Raw genomic sequence first — 15,534 nt, forward strand, 5'->3', positions numbered from 1 at the left:
ATCCCAGCCAACCAAACCCGAAGATTCAGCCGACCCGGGGTATAAAACAATTGGCACTGGCTTTACAAGCACCCTGTTGAGTTCTCAAAGAACAACCACACACCAACCCAAACCACCGCACTAACGGTGACCCGACCGGGGTATCTCGTTCGACGCACCCCGCACTCCCGCGCTGGGCACTTTTACTACGTTACCCGATGGTATCCGCCGTGTCAAACCGCTCTGTAGCGATCCGCACCACTTCCACCACATTTCCCACACACCACGAACACACCCGGCTCACACCGGAAGCCCTCATGATTTGCGCCAGGCCGGCCGGTGCGGTCTCCCACACGCTCGCCCGGTTCCCTGCCGACGTCACACACTACCCGGTCGGTTTCGCCTCACCAAATCGACCCCCAGGCCGATCCGGGCACCGCCCGGTCCGTACTCCGCGAAGGACAACCCCGCGAAGCCGGTTCCACACGCCGCGCTCCGGCCTTCGAGGCATTCGCCCCGGTTCGTCCGTTCCGCGCTGGCAGAGAGAAAGTTACGCGTCCGCCGAGATGATCGTCAAATCCGACGGACGCGTCGCACGTCACACTGCCGCACACCGGCCCGCCCGACGTGCGGGACCACCCTTCGAGCGGGGCCATCCGTCGGAGGCCGCCCTCGCCGGGCCATCCACCGGGAGACGGACGGGACCGGCCGAGAACAGCGGGGACGGGGTCGCGCCGCCGGCCGACGCCGGTCGGCACAGCGGTCCGACGCCGACCGTCTCCCCGGGCGAGGGTCATCCGCCCAGAGATGGTCCTCGGTGGACGGCCCCGCCCGGGATGGTCGGCAACAGCGCCCGGACCGACGTGAAAAGCCCTCCACACGCCGGGGCCGACCGGGTCAGGGGCGCAGCTCGACCCCCGCGAAGGAGCGCTTCCCCCGGCGTAGCACCAGGTAGCGGCCGTGCAACAGGTCCGCCTGGTCGACGGTGGCGTCGACGTCGGTGACCCGCTGGTTGTTGACGTACGCGCCGCCCTCGGTGATCACCCGGCGGGCCTCCTTGAGCCCGCCGACCAGCCCCGAGTCGCGCAGCAGCCCGGCCACGTCGGGGAGTTCGCCGGCGAGCTGGACCAGGCCGGCCTCGGTCAGCGCGGCCCGCAGCGTCTCCGGGGCCAACTCGTCGAGCGAACCCCGGCCGAAGAGCGCCTGGCTGGCGGCGACGGCCTGCCGGGTCTCCTCCGCGCCGTGGACCAGGGTGGTGAGTTCCTCGGCGAGGGCACGTTGGGCGCTGCGGGCCGCCGGCCGTTCCACCGTCTCCTTCTCCAGGGCCTCCAGTTCCTCGCGGGAGCGGAAGCTGAAGTAGCGCAGGTAGCGGGTGACGTCCCGGTCGTCGGCGTTGACCCAGAACTGGTAGAAGGCGTACGGACTGGTCATCTCGGGGTCGAGCCAGACCGCGCCGCCCTCGGTCTTGCCGAACTTGGTGCCGTCGGACCGGGTGACCAGCGGGGTGGTGAAGGCCTGGACCGGGCCGGCCCCCCGACGACGCACGTAGTCGACGCCGGCGGTGATGTTGCCCCACTGGTCGGAGCCGCCGTACTGGAGCTGGCAGCCGTGCCGGCGGTGCAGCTCGAAGAAGTCGTTGGCCTGGAGCAGCTGGTAGCTGAACTCGGTGAAGCTGATGCCGGTCTCCAGCCGGGCCCGGACCACTTCGCGGGCCAGCATCTTGTTGACCGGGAAGTGCTTGCCGACGTCGCGGAGGAACTCGACCACCGACATCTCGCCGGTCCACTCCAGGTTGTTGACCAGTTGCGCCGCGTTCTGCCCGGTGTACGACACGAACGGTGCGAGCTGGTCGCGGATGCGCTGCACCCAGCCGGCCACCACCTCGGGCGGGTTGAGGGTGCGCTCGGCGCTCTCCTTCGGGTCGCCGATCTGGCCGGTGGCGCCGCCCACCAGCAGCAGCGGGCGGTGCCCGGCGAGTTGGAGCCGGCGGGCGGTGGTGACCTGCATCAGGTGGCCGACGTGCAGGCTGGGCGCGGTCGGGTCGAAGCCCACGTAGAAGGTGGCCGCCCCGCCGTCGAGCAGGTCGCGCAGCTCGTCGGGGCCGGTGGAGTCCTGGATCAGGCCGCGCCACCGCAGGTCGTCGGTCAGGGAGTCCCGCCCGTGCGGGAGGTTGCTGTCGGTCACGGTCACCGATTCTCCCCCATTGCCGACCCGGGGCCGTACCGGGTTTGCCGCCGGGCGGCGCGGCTAGGCTGGTCGGGCCGGTGCGACGAGGAGGAACAGCCGTGGAGATCCCGGAGATGACGGACGGCCTGGTCGGTCTGCTGGGGCTGAGTTTCGACGAGGCCAGCGGGGACCGGGTGGTCATCCGCTGGAAGGTGCGGCCCGAGCTGCACCAGCCGGCCGGCATCCTGCATGGCGGGGTCTACTGCGCGGTGGTGGAGACGGTGGGCAGTGTGGGCGGCACACTCTGGCTGGGCGAGCGGGGCAGCGTGGTCGGGGTCTCCAACCAGACGGACTTCCTGCGCGCTGTCCGCGAGGGCGAGCTGGTGGCCGTCGGCACTCCGGTGCACCGGGGGCGCAGCCAGCAACTCTGGCAGGTGGAGATCACCGACGCCGAGGGGCGGTTGGTGTCCCGCGGTCAGGTGCGGTTGCAGAACCTCAGCCGGGACTGACGGCCGCCCGACCCGGGACTGACGGCCGCCCGACCCGGGACTGACGGCGCGCGGCGGCACGTCCCGCCTGACCGGTTTGCCCGGTGCGGAGGTTGTTGCGCCGATATCGTCGCCTCGATGACCGCCGCCGATCCCGTCCCCCCGTGAGGAAGCTCCTCGCCGCCACGCTCGGGGTGCTCTCGGCCATCGGCGGCTTCGTCGACATCGGCGACCTGGTGGCGGCGAGCCAGGCGGGGGCCCGCTTCGGCATGGCCCACGCCTGGGTGCTGCTGCTCGGCGTGGTCGGCATCTGCGCGTACGCGGAAATGGCCGGCCGGATCGCGGCGGTCAGCGGACGGGCGGTGTTCGACCTGGTCCGGGAGCGGTTGGGTCCCCGGGTGGCGCTGCTCAACCTGGCGGCGTCCTACCTGGTCACGGTGTTGACCCTGGCCGCCGAGCTGGGCGGGGTGGCGCTGGCCCTGCAACTGGCCTCCCGGGTGAGTTACCTGCTGTGGGTGCCGGTCGCGGCGTTCGCGGTCTGGCTGGTGCTGTGGCGGATGCGGTTCCAGCTCATGGAGCGGGTGTTCGGGCTGGCCGGGCTGACCCTGCTGGTCTTCGCCGTGGCGCTGTTCTGGCTGCCGACCGACTGGGCGGCGCTCGGCCACGACGCCCTGCACCCGAACCCGGCCGGGCAGGGCGCGGGGGCGTACTGGTTCGTGGCGGTGGCGCTGTTCGCCTCCACGGTCAGCCCGTACGAGGTGTTCTTCTTCTCCTCCGGCGGGGTGGAGGAGAACTGGGGCGCCGCCGACCTGGCCGACGCGCGGTCGAGCGTGCTGATCGGTTTCCCGGTCGGCGGCCTGCTGGCGTTGTCGCTGGTCGCCACGGCCGCCGTGGTGTTCCACCCGGCCGGGGTGTCGCTGTCGACGCTCGACCAGGTCGCCGAGCCGGTGGTGCTGGCGTTCGGCGGGGTCGGGCTGGCGGTCGCCGCGCTGGCGTTCTTCGCGGTGACGTTCGGGGCCGCGTTGGAGACCGGGCTGTCGGCGGCGTACGCGGCGGCACAGTACTTCGGCTGGCAGTGGGGCAAGCGGGTCAGCCCCCGGGAGGCCGCCCGGTTCCACAGCGTGCTGCTGGCCAGTGTGCTGGCCGCGACGCTACTGCTGTGCACCACCGTCGACCCGATCCGGTTGACCGAGTACATGCTGGTCGCCAGCGCGGTGGTGCTGCCGTTGACGTACCTGCCGATCCTGGTCGTCGCCAACGACCGGACGTACCTGGGTGACGACGTGAACGGGCCGTGGCTGAACCTGCTCGGTGCGGTGTTCCTGCTGGTGATCGTGGCGGCGTCGGTGGCGGCGGTTCCGCTGGCGGTCGGGACGGGGATGGGGCGGTGAGGGTCCAGCTCGGCCGGCAGGTGCTCGACCGGCAGATCGTCGACGCCGACGGGCTGCTGCTGGGCAAGGTCGACGACGTCGAGTTCGCCGTCGACGAGCGGGGCGTGCCGTACGTGGCGTACCTGCTGACCGGGCAGGGCGCGCTGGGGCGGCGGATCGGTGGCCGGGTCGGGCGGCTGCTGGTGGCGCTCGCCGACCGGTTCACCGAGGAGGCGGCTGCCCCGCTGCGCATCCCGTTCGGTCAGGTGACCCGGATCGACAGCGCGGTCCGGCTGCGGGCCCGCGCCGACGAGTTGCCCCGCCCGCCGGTGGAGACATGGCTGCGGCGGCACCTGATCGACCGGATTCCGGGGGCCGGCCGTGCGAGCGGGTGAGTTGCTCGGGCGCACCGCGTACGACCTGCACGGCCGGCGGCTGGGGCGGGTGGTGGACGTGGTGGTGCGGGGGGACTTCCCGGACGGCCGGCTGCGGCTGACCGACGTGCTGGTGACCGGTCACTGGTGGAGCCGGGTGTGGGGCCGGTTGATCGGGGCGCAGCGGCATCCGTCGGGGCCGTGGATGATCCGGGTGACCGCGCGGGCGTTGAGCCGGGACACCCGGCAGGTCCCCGCCGACCAGGTGCAGTTGCGTCCGCCGGTGCCGGGTTTCCCGTTCGGTGACCCGATGCCCCCGGACTGACCCCGGGGCGGGTCAGGCGTGGGCCTCGTCGGGCACGGGTTCCGGTTCCTCGGCGGGGGTCGCGGTCGGGGCGTGGTGCAGCCGGATCTGGGTGATGGCGCGCTGGTCGACGTCGGTGACGGTGATCTCCCAGTCGTCGATGGTGACCTGCTCCCCGGCGACGGTGGGGATGTGCCCGAGGCAGGACAGCACCATCCCGGCGACGGTGGTGTAGTCACCGGCGGGCCGGTTGGGCACCTCGACGCCGATGTCGGTCAGGTCGTGCACGGGGAAGGTGCCGGGCAGCACCAGCGAACCGTCGTCCTCGGTGCGTACCGCGCGGACGTCCCGGTCCGTCTCGTCGTAGATCTCCCCGACGATCTCCTCCAGGATGTCCTCCAGGGTGACGATGCCGTCGACCGCGCCCCGTTCGTCGACGACCAGGGCGATGTGCTGCCGTTCGGCCTTGAACTGGCGCAGCGCGTCGACCACCGGCAGCGAGTCGGGCAGCAGCATCGGCGGGCGGGCGCAGTCGTCGACCGGCCGGTCGTCCGGCACCCCCACCAGGTCCCGCAGGTGGATCACGCCGACCGCGTCGTCGAGGCCGCCGTGGCGGACCACCGGGGCCCGGGAGTGGCCGGTGGCGGCCAGCAGCAGCCGGGCGGCCTCCGCGGTGGTGCCGCTGTCGAGCGTGAACACCTGCAACCGGGGTACGAGCACCGCGCGCAGCTGCCGGTCGGCGATCTCCACCGCACCGGCGATGATCGTCCGTTGTTCCTTGGTGAAGCCGTGGTTGCCGGCGACGATGTCGCGCAGCTCGTCGGGGCCAATCTCGTCGGGCTGGTGTTTCGGGTCGACCCCGGCGAGGCGGACCACCAGGTCGCTGGTCGCGCCGAGCAGCCACACCGCCGGGCGGGTGAAGCTGGACAGGATGTCCAGCGGGCGGGCCACCAGCAGCGCCCACCGTTCGGCGCGCTGCATCGCGATCCGCTTCGGGGCCAGCTCGCCGAAGACCAGGGTGACGAACGTCAGCACCAGGGTGACCAGCACGATGGCCACCGTCTCGGCGGCCCCGCCGAGGAACCCGAGCAGCGGCACCAGCGGCCTGGCCAGGGAGACCGCGGCGGCGGCCGAGGCGAGGAACCCGGCCAGGGTGATGCCGATCTGGATGGTGGCGAGGAAGCGGTTCGGGTCCTTGGCGAGCCGGGCGAGCACCCGACCGGCCCGGCTGGTGCGTTCCAGCCGCTGCACCTGGCTGTCCCGCAGCGACACCAGCGCCATCTCGCTGCCCGCGAAGATCGCGTTGAGCACGACCAGGACTCCGACCAGGGCCAACTGGCTCCAGTAGCTCTGCACGCCCGGCACTCTCCCTCAGGCGGTGGGCGACGGCGACACCGCCGACGCCGCCGGACGGAGGACCCGCCCGGCGTAGCCCAGTCTGTGCCCAACCGCGCGGTCCGCGAATCCTCCCGGTGGCCCCGACCGGTGACCGGCGGCGGGTCCGGCCGGCTCGCCGGCCCGTACGGGCGGCGGGCGGTCAGCCGTGCCCTGACGGCACCGGGCGGTCAGCCGCGTCCGGCGGCGGCGGGCGTCAGGTCGAGGACGTACGCGTCGCCCTCGGGGCGGAAGCCGAGCCGGTGGTAGTAGGGGGCGACCATGCCCGGTGGGCTGACCACCCGGCGGAACCCCCGGTCGGTGAACAGGCTGCTGCGGCGGTAGACGAACTCGCCGGGGGTGAAGTCGCGGAAGCGGCGGGTGACGTAGTCCAGGTCGATCTGGGCGATGCCGTCCGCTTCGGCGTGCGACAGCACCACCCCGACCACCTCGTCGTCGCGTACCACGAGGAAGGCCGACCGGTCGGCGTCGGCCGGGGGTGGGCGGAAGTCGGGGTTGAACCGGGCGATGTCGGCGGCGTGCACCCGCAGCGTGTGGGCCAGGAACTGGTCGCCGACGCCCACCTCGACCACCTGGTAGGCGCGGTCGTCGTGCCGGGTGGCCAGCATCGTGCGCAGGTACCACACGTTGATCACGGCGAGCACCACGTTGAGGCCGACCATCGGCCAGACCTGCACGGCGGCGTTGTAGCCGATCAGGATCAGGCAGCCGACCAGGTTGAGGGCGCGCAGCCGCAGGATGCGCGTCTGCAACAGCGACCAGACCAGCAGCGCGGAGCCGGCCCAGCCGACGAGTTCGAGCCAGTTCACTCCGCGAGACTAGTGCCCGCCCTGGTCAGCGGGGACGGCGGGCAGCTCCAGCAGCCACTCCTCGACCTCGACGCCCCGGCCGGGCGCGAACCCCGAGTCCTCGCCGACGACGACGAAGCCGCACTTGCGCAGCACCGCCAGGGAGGCCCGGTTGTCCTTCGCGGCGCGGGCCCGCACCGGCCGGTGCGGCAGCTCCCGCAGCAGGGCGGTCAGCGCGGCGGTGGCGTGTCCGCGCCCCCACCGGCGCGGGTCGATCCAGTAACTGACCTCGGTGTGTTCGCCCACCGGAAAGGCCGCCACGTGCCCGACCACCGCGCCGTCGACGACCACGGTGCGGTTGACCACGGTCGGGTCGGCGCGGATGCGGGCCCAGTGCGCGTCGAAGGCCGCCCGGTCGGTCGGGTCGGCCGGGCCGAACGCCGCCATCCACGCCGCCTCCGGGTCCTGCTCGTGGGCGAAGAAATGCGGCAGGTCGTCGTCGCACACGGGCCGCAGGGACAGCTCGTCGGTCATCGCCGGAGGATACGCACCGGCACCGACAACCTCGGGACCTGTGGCCCGCTCGGCGTACCGTCCGGCCCTGCCGGCGGGCCCGCTCCCGTTGCTACCAAGGAGGGGACAACTCCGGCCGGCGACAGGAGGCACCCCATGACCGCGATCCTCAACCCGACCGGACCCGCCCCGCTGGGGCCGCCGCCGGGACCCCGTACCCCGGTGCAGGCGACCGGGACGACGGCCGCCGGGCCGGTGGGGCCGGTGCTGACCCTGCCCGGCACGCCGGCCGCCGCCCTGGTGCCGGTCACCCGCGACGGGCGGGCCGTCGGGGCGTTCGTGCTCACCGACGGACGGGTCCGCTACCGGGCGCTGCCCGACCCGGACCGGGTGCTCGCCGCCGCGGCCGGTGCCGCCGCCGTCGCCCTGCTCACCGCCGGGGTGGCGGTGGTGGCGCGACGTCGGCCACCGGCGATCGGCACGGTGACCATGGGGCCCGGCGGCTGGGTCAGCCTGCGCGGCGCGCGGGTGCCCGCACTGCGCCCGGCGACGCCCCGGCCGTGGTGGGCGCGGCTGCTGCACGCCCAGCGGCTCGTCGTGCAGCGCTGACCTGCCGGTGGGGGTCTTTGGTCCCGGGCGGCTGTGGTCCTGCGCCTCTGCCCGCCACGGGCCGGCCCGGCGAGGCTGATGGTGCAGGCGCAACACCCCGGCGACCCAGGCCGCCGGACCCGACCAGCGCGGAAGGACCGATCATGACCGGCACCGCACATCTCGACCCGTGGCGCGGCTTCACCGGCGACGCCTGGCGCGACACCGTCGACGTGGCCGCCTTCGTCCGGGACAACCACGAGCCCTACACCGGGGACGCGTCGTTCCTCACCGGGCCCACCTGCCGCACCCTGGAGGTCTGGGGCACGCTGAAGTCGATGTTCGTCGAGGAACGCCGCCGTGGCGTGTACGACATCGACGCCGCCACCCCGTCCACCATCACCGCGCACGCCCCCGGGTACATCGACCGGGAGCGGGAGCTGATCGTCGGGTTGCAGACCGACGCGCCGCTGCGCCGGGCCATCATGCCCAACGGTGGGCTGCGGATGGTGGAGACCGCGCTGAAGGCGTACGGCTACCCCGCCGACCCGCAGGTGCTCCGGATCTTCACCACGTACCGCAGGACGCACAACGACGCGGTGTTCGACGCGTACCCGGCCGACGTGCTCGCCGCGCGCCGCTCGCACATCATCACCGGACTGCCCGACGCGTACGGGCGGGGGCGGATCATCGGCGACTACCGGCGGGTGGCGCTGTACGGGGTGGACCGGCTGGTCGCCGAGCGCAAGGCGCTGAAGGCGGCGCTTGACGACCGGTCGTCGACCGACGAGGTGATCCGGGACCGGGAAGAGCTGGCCGAGCAGATCCGGGCCCTCGGCGAGCTGGCGCAGATGGCCGCAAGCTACGGCTACGACATCGCCGGCCCGGCCACCACCGGCCGGGAGGCGATCCAGTGGCTCTACTTCGCCTACCTGGCCGCCACCAAGGAGCAGAACGGCGCGGCGATGTCGCTGGGACGTACCGCCGGGTTCGTCGACGTCTACCTGCGGCGGGACCTCGCCGAGGGGCGGCTGACCGAGATGGACGCGCAGGAGCTGGTCGACGACTTCGTGATCAAGCTGCGGATCGTCAGGTTCCTGCGTACCCCCGAGTACGACCAGCTCTTCTCGGGCGACCCGACCTGGGTCACCGAGGCCCTCGGCGGGATGGGTGCCGACGGCCGGCCGCTGGTCACCCGGACCAGCTTCCGCTATCTCCAGACCCTCTACAACCTCGGTCCCGCGCCGGAGCCGAACCTGACCGTGCTCTGGTCGCCCCGGCTGCCGGTCGGCTTCAAGCGGTTCTGCGCCCAGGTGTCGCTGGACACCAGCGCCATCCAGTACGAGAACGACGACCTGATCCGGCCCGCGTACGACGACGACACCGCGATCGCCTGCTGCGTGTCGGCGATGCGGGTGGGCCGGGACATGCAGTTCTTCGGCGCCCGCGCCAACCTCGCCAAGGCCCTGCTGTACGCGATCAACGGCGGGCGCGACGAGATCACCGGTGAGCAGGTCGCCCCGGCCACCGCCCCGGTCGGCGGGGAGACCCTCGACTACGCCGAGGTGCTGGCCGCCTACGAGCGCACCCTGGACTGGCTGGCCGAGACGTACGTGGACGCGCTGAACGTGATCCACCACCAGCACGACCGGTACGCCTACGAGCGGCTGGAGATGGCCCTGCACGACCACCCGGTACGCCGGTTCATGGCCACCGGCATCGCCGGGCTGTCGGTGGCGGTGGACAGCCTCGCGGCGATCCGCTACGGCCGGGTGAAGGTGCTGCGCGACGACACCGGGCTGGCGATCGACTACGTGGTCGAGGGGGAACCGCCGACGTACGGCAACAACGACGAGCGGGCCGACGCGATCGCGGTGTGGCTGACCGAGACGTTCGCGGCGAAGCTGCGCCGGCAGCGCACCTACCGCGACGCGGAGCTGACCATGTCGGTGCTGACCATCACCTCCAACGTGGTGTACGGCAGGCACACCGGCAACACCCCGGACGGCCGGCGGGCCGGTGAGCCGTTCGCCCCGGGCGCGAACCCGATGAACGGCCGGGACACCCACGGGCTGGTGGCCGCCGCGCTGTCGGTGGCGAAGCTGCCGTACGACGCCGCCCGCGACGGCATCTCGCTGACCTCGACGGTGACCCCGGACGGGTTGGGTCACACCCGCGACGAGCGGATCGACAACCTGGCCGGGGTGCTGGACGGCTACACCGATGCCGGCGGGTTCCACCTCAACGTCAACGTGCTGGACCGGGCCACCCTGGTCGACGCGATGGCGCACCCGGAGCGCTACCCGCAGTTGACCGTCCGGGTGTCCGGGTACGCGGTGAACTTCGTCCGGCTCACCCGGGAACAGCAGGAGGACGTGGTGTCGCGGACCTTCCACGGGTCGCTGTGAACGTCCGGCCGCGCGACGCCGTCGCCACCGCCACCCGGCGGGGCGACGGCGTGCCGACCGGGGCGGTGCACTCGTGGGACGTCTCGGTCGGGGTGGACGGGCCGGGCACCCGGTTCGTGGCCTTCCTCGCCGGCTGCCCGCTGCGCTGCCGGTACTGCCACAGCCCCGACACCTGGTACCGGCGCAGCGGCCGGCATCAGACGGTGGACGAGCTGATGGCGGAGATCGAGCCGTACCGGCGGTTCATCGCGGTGGCCGGCGGCGGGGTGACGATCAGCGGCGGCGAGCCGCTGATGCAGCCCCGGTTCACCGGCGAGGTGCTGCGCCGCTGCCACGACCTGGGCCTGCACACCGCGCTGGACACCTCCGGCTTCCTCGGCGTCCGCGCCGACGACGCCCTGCTCGACGCCACCGACCTGGTGCTGCTGGACATCAAGTCGTGGGACCCGGCGACCTACCGCCGGGTCACCCGCACCGGGTCGGTCACCCCGACGTTGCGTTTCGGCCGCCGGCTCGCCGACCGGGGCACCCCGATCTGGGTACGGTTCGTGCTGGTCCCCGGCCTCACCGACGCCGAGGAGAACGTGGCGGGCGTCGCCGACTTCGCCGCCGGGCTTTCCACCGTGCAGCGGGTCGAGGTGCTGCCGTTCCACCGCCTCGGCGCGCACAAGTACGCCGAGCTGGGGCTCACCTTCCCCCTCGCGCAGACGGAACCTCCCACCCCGGAACTGGTGGCCCGGGTCCGGGCCCAGTTTGCCGAACGCGGCCTGACCGTCACCTGACGCCCGGCCACCGGACGGGCAGGGCTGATCAGCCCTGCTCGTCGTCGTCTGCCGACGGCCTGGGGCGGCGGTGGTCCCGGATGTACGCCTCGACGTCGGACCGCAGCCACACCGAGCCGACCGACAGCGTCTGGAACGGGCGCGGGAAGTTCGGATGCAGCGCGATGGCGCGGAAGCGCGACCGGCTGACATTCAGCATCTTCAGGATTTCGCCTGCGGCGACGAGTGGCCCCGGCACCTCATCAGTCATGCCCGCAAGGTAGACCGGTGCGCGCGTGCCGAGGTTGACACGATCATGTTGGCACGCTAGCGCAATCGTGTCTCAGATGGCACGTTAACTGCATCGCGCTCAGGTAGGCGTGTCAACGTTGACACGGGGTGACCGAGGGTGTGGAATCGGTGACGCGGTGCCTCCGCCCTGGTGGAGCTGGGCTCGGCGGGGCGGGGTGCCGCGACGACCCCACCCCCGGGAGGCGCAATGTGTCGACACCGCGCGGTGCCGTACCTGATCGAGTTGGCCTGGCGCTGCCTGGACCAGCACCGCGACCGGCGGTGCGAACGCTGCACCGGCACCGGCTTCTGCCCGGCGGCGGAGGCCGCCCGCACCCGGATCAGGGCGTGGCGCAGGTACCGCAGCGTGTTCGGTCGGCGGTGAACGCACCCCTGCCGAGGGCGGGTGACCTGCTCCTGCTGACCCGGGCGGCCAGCGTCCAGTTCCTCAGGCCGGTCCGGTTCCGGGTGATCCGGGTGCTCGACTGGCCGACGTACGACGGCTGGGTCTGGCTCGACGGCTACCGGCTCGACGACCGGGGCGACGCGGTGGCCCGCCGGACGGTCTTCGTGCAGCCGGCCGGACTCGTCGTCACCGCGCACACCGCCCCGACCCCGACGCAGCGGTCCGGGCCGACGCCGACGGGCGTGTCGACCCGGGCGCGGGTGTCGCCGCCCGTCCGGGTCAGCTCGCCGCCGAGGTCGGGTAGCCGTACAGGTCGAGCAGCCGGACCCGGGACGCCTGGAGCCGGTCCACCACCACGCTCATGAACCGGGTGGTGAGCTGCCGGCCCAGAGCGTCGTCGGACTCCATCAACCGGCGTACCCCCTCGGCGGTGAACTCCACGGTCGGCGTCCGCCGGACGGCCACCGCACCGAACTGCCAGCGGTACGGCGGGAACAGCCACGACCAACCCAGCACCCCACCGGCCCCGATCGACTCGATGCCCACGTCCCCGCGTGCGGGGACCGGGAAGTCCAGCGCCACCTCACCGCCCCGGACCAGCCAGAACCGTTCCGCCGGCTGACCGGCGCGGAACAGGCGGTGACCGGGGTGCCAGACCACCGGCCGGGCGTACCCGGTCAGCCGGGGCAGCCACTGCGCCGGCAGCCCGGCGAGGAACGGGTGCTCGGTGAGCATCTCCAGAGGGGTCATCGGGGTGCCCTTCGCCGGTGGTCGTCGCCTCCATGGCACACCCGTCGGCGGCCGAGCGGCAGGGCCGTTGGTCCCGTGACCTGCGGCGGATCGCCTCTGCCCGCCCGGCCGGCAGGGCGCGACCCTGGACCGGGACGGCGTGCCCGGGACGCGCCGCGACGAGACGGGGAGGCCACCGGTGGCGACATCCGGTGCAGGGTCGGTGCTGACGGACGACACCCGCGACGCGGAGCCGGTGACCACCGGCCTGTCCACCGCCGAGGCGGCGGCGCGGCTGCGCGCGGACGGCCCGAACACCGTCGCCGCGCCGGCCCGACGGTGGCTCGTCGGCCGGGTGCTGCGCCAGCTCACCGATCCGCTCGTCGCACTGCTGCTGGCCGCCGCGGTGATCACCACCCTGCTCGGCGACTGGCCGGACACAGCGGTGATCGTGCTGGTGGTGGCGGTGAACACCGTCATCGGGGTGGTGCAGGAGGTGCGCGCCGACCGGGCCATCGCCGCCCTCGACCAGCTCTCCGCCCCCACCGCCCGGGTGGTACGCGACGGCCGGGACGTGGTGCTGCCGGCCGCCGACCTGGTCCGCGACGACCTGGTCCGGGTGGAGGCCGGTGACGTCGTCCCGGCGGACCTGCGGCTGGTCGAGGCCAACCGGTTCCAGGTCGACGAGTCGGCGCTGACCGGCGAGTCGGTGCCGGTGCAACACCACGACGGCGAGGAGGCGCAGGCCGGCACGGTGGTGACCACCGGCCGGGCCGCCGGCACCGTGATCCGCACCGGCGCAGCCTCCGCGCTGGGCAGGATCAGCGCGCTGGTCGCCGGCACCCGGCCGGCCCCGACCCCGTTGCAGCGCCGGCTGGCGGTGCTCGGCCGGGTCCTCGCGGTGGTCGTGGTGGCCCTGTCCGGGCTGGTCTTCGCCATCGGCGTCGCCGGCGGCCGACCGGTGGTGGAGATGGCGGTGACGGCGGTGAGCCTGGTGGTGGCCGCCGTACCGGAATCGCTGCCGGCGGTGGTGACCCTGGCGTTGGCGCTGGGCGCACGCCGGATGGCCGGGGCCCGGGCCATCCCACGCCGGCTGCACGCGGTGGAAACCCTCGGCTCGGTCACGGTGATCGCCTCCGACAAGACCGGCACCCTCACCGAGGGCCGGATGGCGGTACGGACCGCGGTCACCCCCGACGGCACCCGGTACGACGTCGACGGCGTCGGCTACGCCCCGCACGGGCGGGTGGGCCGCGACGGCGTACCGGTGGCCGTGCCGGAGGACCTGCGCCGGCTGGCCCGCGCCGGGCTGCTCTGCAACGACGCGACGCTGTCGCCGCCGCAGGACGACCGGCCCGACTGGGGCGCGGTCGGTGACCCGCTGGAGGCCGCCCTGGTCGCCTTCGCCGGCCGGTGCGGGCTGGAACCGACGGCCACCCGCAGCGCCTGGCCCCGGGTGGCCGAGCACCCGTTCGCGCAGGCCACCCGCCGGATGCTCACCGTGCACCGGGCCTGCGACGGCCAGCGCCTCGTGGTCTGCAAGGGGGCACCGGAGAACGTGCTGACCACGCCCCTGCTGGACGCCACCGCCGAGGAGATCGACACGCTGGCCACCGCCGCCCGCGAGCTGGCCGCCGAGGGGCTGCGGGTGCTCGCGGTGGCGTCCGCGCTGGTCGACACGACGCCCGACCTGGCCGCACCGGTCGGGTTGCGCCCGGTGGGGCTGGTCGCCGTCGGTGACCCGCTGCGGGCCGGTGCCGCCGGGATCGCCGCCGGTCTCGACACCGCCGGGGTACGGCTGCTGCTGGTCACCGGCGACCATCCGGCGACCGCCGCCGCGATCGGTGGCCGGCTCGGCCTCTGGCAGCCCGGCGACCCGGTGGTGCGGGGCGACACCGACGACGCCACGCAGGCCGGGCCGCACGCGCGGGTGTTCGCCCGCACCCAGCCGGAACAGAAGCTGGACATCATCGCCGGCCTCCAGGCCCGGGGGCACGTGGTGGCGATGACCGGGGACGGGGTCAACGACGCTCCGGCGCTGCGTCGCGCCGACATCGGGGTGGCGATGGGCGGCGGCACCGAGGTCGCCCGGCAGGCCGCCGACCTGGTGCTGGTCGACGACGACCTGGCCACCGTCACCGTCGCGATCGGCGAGGGCCGGCGGATCTACGACAACATCCGCCGGTTCCTGCGCTACGCCCTCTCCGGCGGGGTGGCCGAGATCGTGGTGATGCTGCTGGGTCCGCTGTTCGGGCTGCCCGTACCGCTGCTGCCGGCGCAGATCCTCTGGATCAACCTGCTCACCCACGGGCTGCCGGGGGTGGCGCTCGGCGCGGAACCCGCCGAGCCGGGCACCCTGCGCCGGGCACCCCGCTCGCCCCGCGAGTCGGTGCTCGGGGCCAGGCTGGGCCGCGACGTGCTGGTCACCGGGGCGCTGATCGCGTCGGTGGTGCTGGCCGCCGGGACGACCGCCGCCCACGCCGGGCTGCCCTGGCAGTCGGTGGTGTTCGTGGTGCTGGGCCTGGCCCAACTCGGGGTGGCGCTCGCCGTCCGGGCACCCCGGGCGGCCGGGGCGGGGCGGGCCAACCCGGGGCTGCTCGTCGCCGTGGCCGGATCGGCGCTGCTCCAGGTCGGCGGGGTGCTACTGCCACCGCTGCGGATGCTGCTCGGCACCGAACCCCTCGGCCCCACCGTCCTGCTGGCCTGCCTGGCGGTCAGCGCCCTGCCCGGTCTGGTGCTGCGGTTGGCCCGCCGCCACCCCGCCGCCGGCACCCCGGCCGGGGCTGTCACCGACGCCGGCACCGACGCGGTGACCGACGTCCCGACGGTCGCCGTCACCGATCCTACCCGGGTCGCGGTCACCGACCCCGCGGTCGACGGGCCGGGCCGGGAACGTCCGGTGCGGGACCAAGGACCCACCGACGGGGCCGGACGCCCCTGACCCGACGGGCCGGACCCGACCAGGCTGGAGACG

At 73.6% G+C, this 15,534-nt stretch carries 15 protein-coding genes and 1 pseudogene; 10 read left to right on the plus strand and 6 right to left on the minus strand.

Annotation, left to right across the window (positions count from 1 at the left end):
* Positions 1–876: 876 nt before the first annotated feature.
* Positions 877–2,163 carry a tyrosine--tRNA ligase gene (gene tyrS / locus ACN267_RS13160; protein ID WP_204961471.1) on the minus strand — a complete coding sequence of 429 codons (1,287 nt, stop codon included), beginning with the start codon at positions 2,161–2,163 and terminating at the stop codon, positions 877–879.
* Positions 2,164–2,279: 116 nt separating this feature from the next.
* On the opposite strand from tyrS, the gene ACN267_RS13165 reads away from it, so the two are divergent.
* The 4 genes from ACN267_RS13165 to ACN267_RS13180 all read left to right on the plus strand — a co-directional run bounded on the left by ACN267_RS13165 (position 2,280) and on the right by ACN267_RS13180 (position 4,702).
* Entirely contained in the window at positions 2,280–2,654 is a 375-nt protein-coding gene (locus ACN267_RS13165) for a PaaI family thioesterase (protein ID WP_204961470.1), read from the plus strand.
* A 143-nt stretch (positions 2,655–2,797) separates the two neighbouring features.
* A complete protein-coding gene (locus ACN267_RS13170; protein WP_204961437.1) occupies positions 2,798–4,024 on the plus strand; it encodes an NRAMP family divalent metal transporter in 1,227 nt (408 codons plus the stop codon).
* Complete coding sequence (locus tag ACN267_RS13175; protein ID WP_204961436.1) at positions 4,021–4,398, plus strand: hypothetical protein; 378 nt, start codon at positions 4,021–4,023, stop codon at positions 4,396–4,398. The genes ACN267_RS13170 and ACN267_RS13175 overlap by 4 nt, the downstream gene beginning before the upstream one ends.
* Entirely contained in the window at positions 4,385–4,702 is a 318-nt protein-coding gene (locus ACN267_RS13180) for a PRC-barrel domain containing protein (RefSeq protein WP_204961435.1), read from the plus strand. Before ACN267_RS13175 ends, ACN267_RS13180 begins: the two co-directional genes overlap by 14 nt.
* 12 nt (positions 4,703–4,714) lie before the next feature.
* On the opposite strand, the gene ACN267_RS13185 is transcribed toward ACN267_RS13180, so the two are convergent.
* The 3 genes from ACN267_RS13185 to ACN267_RS13195 form a co-directional block, all read right to left on the minus strand.
* Positions 4,715–6,037, minus strand: coding sequence for a hemolysin family protein (locus ACN267_RS13185; RefSeq protein ID WP_204961434.1), 1,323 nt, complete (start codon positions 6,035–6,037; stop codon positions 4,715–4,717).
* A gap of 209 nt (positions 6,038–6,246) precedes the next feature.
* Positions 6,247–6,885 (minus strand): hypothetical protein, encoded by a 639-nt coding sequence (locus ACN267_RS13190; RefSeq protein WP_204961433.1) that lies wholly within the window; start codon positions 6,883–6,885, stop codon positions 6,247–6,249.
* 9 nt (positions 6,886–6,894) lie between these two features.
* On the minus strand, positions 6,895–7,398 hold the full coding sequence (locus tag ACN267_RS13195) for a GNAT family N-acetyltransferase (protein WP_421488801.1): 504 nt from the start codon (positions 7,396–7,398) through the stop codon (positions 6,895–6,897).
* A 135-nt stretch (positions 7,399–7,533) separates the two neighbouring features.
* Between ACN267_RS13195 and ACN267_RS13200 the strand changes: the two genes are divergently transcribed.
* The 3 genes from ACN267_RS13200 to pflA all read left to right on the plus strand — a co-directional run bounded on the left by ACN267_RS13200 (position 7,534) and on the right by pflA (position 11,155).
* Entirely contained in the window at positions 7,534–7,986 is a 453-nt protein-coding gene (locus ACN267_RS13200; RefSeq protein ID WP_421488802.1) for a hypothetical protein, read from the plus strand.
* 143 nt (positions 7,987–8,129) lie between these two features.
* Positions 8,130–10,373 (plus strand): formate C-acetyltransferase, encoded by a 2,244-nt coding sequence (pflB, locus tag ACN267_RS13205; RefSeq protein ID WP_421488803.1) that lies wholly within the window; start codon positions 8,130–8,132, stop codon positions 10,371–10,373.
* A complete protein-coding gene (gene pflA, locus ACN267_RS13210; RefSeq protein WP_421488804.1) occupies positions 10,370–11,155 on the plus strand; it encodes a pyruvate formate-lyase-activating protein in 786 nt (261 codons plus the stop codon). Before pflB ends, pflA begins: the two co-directional genes overlap by 4 nt.
* 28 nt (positions 11,156–11,183) lie before the next feature.
* Here the strand turns inward: pflA and ACN267_RS13215 are convergent, their stop codons facing one another.
* Positions 11,184–11,405 (minus strand): helix-turn-helix transcriptional regulator, encoded by a 222-nt coding sequence (locus ACN267_RS13215; protein WP_204927708.1) that lies wholly within the window; start codon positions 11,403–11,405, stop codon positions 11,184–11,186.
* Between the two features lie 228 nt (positions 11,406–11,633).
* Between ACN267_RS13215 and ACN267_RS13220 the strand changes: the two genes are divergently transcribed.
* Together ACN267_RS13220 and ACN267_RS13225 are read left to right on the plus strand one after the other, a co-directional pair.
* Entirely contained in the window at positions 11,634–11,810 is a 177-nt protein-coding gene (locus ACN267_RS13220) for a hypothetical protein (protein ID WP_204927549.1), read from the plus strand.
* Positions 11,811–11,818: 8 nt separating this feature from the next.
* Positions 11,819–12,112, plus strand: a pseudogene (locus tag ACN267_RS13225) (hypothetical protein); the annotation flags it as partial.
* On the opposite strand, the gene ACN267_RS13230 reads toward ACN267_RS13225, so the two are convergent.
* Positions 12,111–12,581 carry a cyclic nucleotide-binding domain-containing protein gene (locus ACN267_RS13230; RefSeq protein ID WP_281898801.1) on the minus strand — a complete coding sequence of 157 codons (471 nt, stop codon included), beginning with the start codon at positions 12,579–12,581 and terminating at the stop codon, positions 12,111–12,113. The pseudogene ACN267_RS13225 and the gene ACN267_RS13230 sit on opposite strands and share 2 nt — an antisense overlap.
* 202 nt (positions 12,582–12,783) lie before the next feature.
* On the opposite strand from ACN267_RS13230, the gene ACN267_RS13235 reads away from it, so the two are divergent.
* Complete coding sequence (locus ACN267_RS13235; protein WP_421488805.1) at positions 12,784–15,501, plus strand: cation-translocating P-type ATPase; 2,718 nt, start codon at positions 12,784–12,786, stop codon at positions 15,499–15,501.
* Positions 15,502–15,534 lie beyond the last annotated feature (33 nt).

It is taken from the genome of Micromonospora sp. WMMD734 (genome assembly GCF_049178975.1).
Taxonomy (GTDB): Bacteria; Actinomycetota; Actinomycetes; order Mycobacteriales; family Micromonosporaceae; genus Micromonospora; species Micromonospora wenchangensis.

Excerpts from the sequence above, each read along its gene's own strand:
- ACN267_RS13195 (WP_421488801.1), bottom strand. The coding sequence starts at position 7,398 with ATGACCGACGAGCTGTCCCTGCGGCCCGTGTGCGACGACGACCTGCCG.
- pflB (WP_421488803.1), top strand. The coding sequence starts at position 8,130 with ATGACCGGCACCGCACATCTCGACCCGTGGCGCGGCTTCACCGGCGAC.
- ACN267_RS13220 (WP_204927549.1), top strand. The coding sequence starts at position 11,634 with ATGTGTCGACACCGCGCGGTGCCGTACCTGATCGAGTTGGCCTGGCGC.
- ACN267_RS13200 (WP_421488802.1), top strand. The coding sequence starts at position 7,534 with ATGACCGCGATCCTCAACCCGACCGGACCCGCCCCGCTGGGGCCGCCG.
- ACN267_RS13165 (WP_204961470.1), top strand. The coding sequence starts at position 2,280 with ATGACGGACGGCCTGGTCGGTCTGCTGGGGCTGAGTTTCGACGAGGCC.
- ACN267_RS13215 (WP_204927708.1), bottom strand. The coding sequence starts at position 11,405 with ATGACTGATGAGGTGCCGGGGCCACTCGTCGCCGCAGGCGAAATCCTG.
- ACN267_RS13230 (WP_281898801.1), bottom strand. The coding sequence starts at position 12,581 with ATGACCCCTCTGGAGATGCTCACCGAGCACCCGTTCCTCGCCGGGCTG.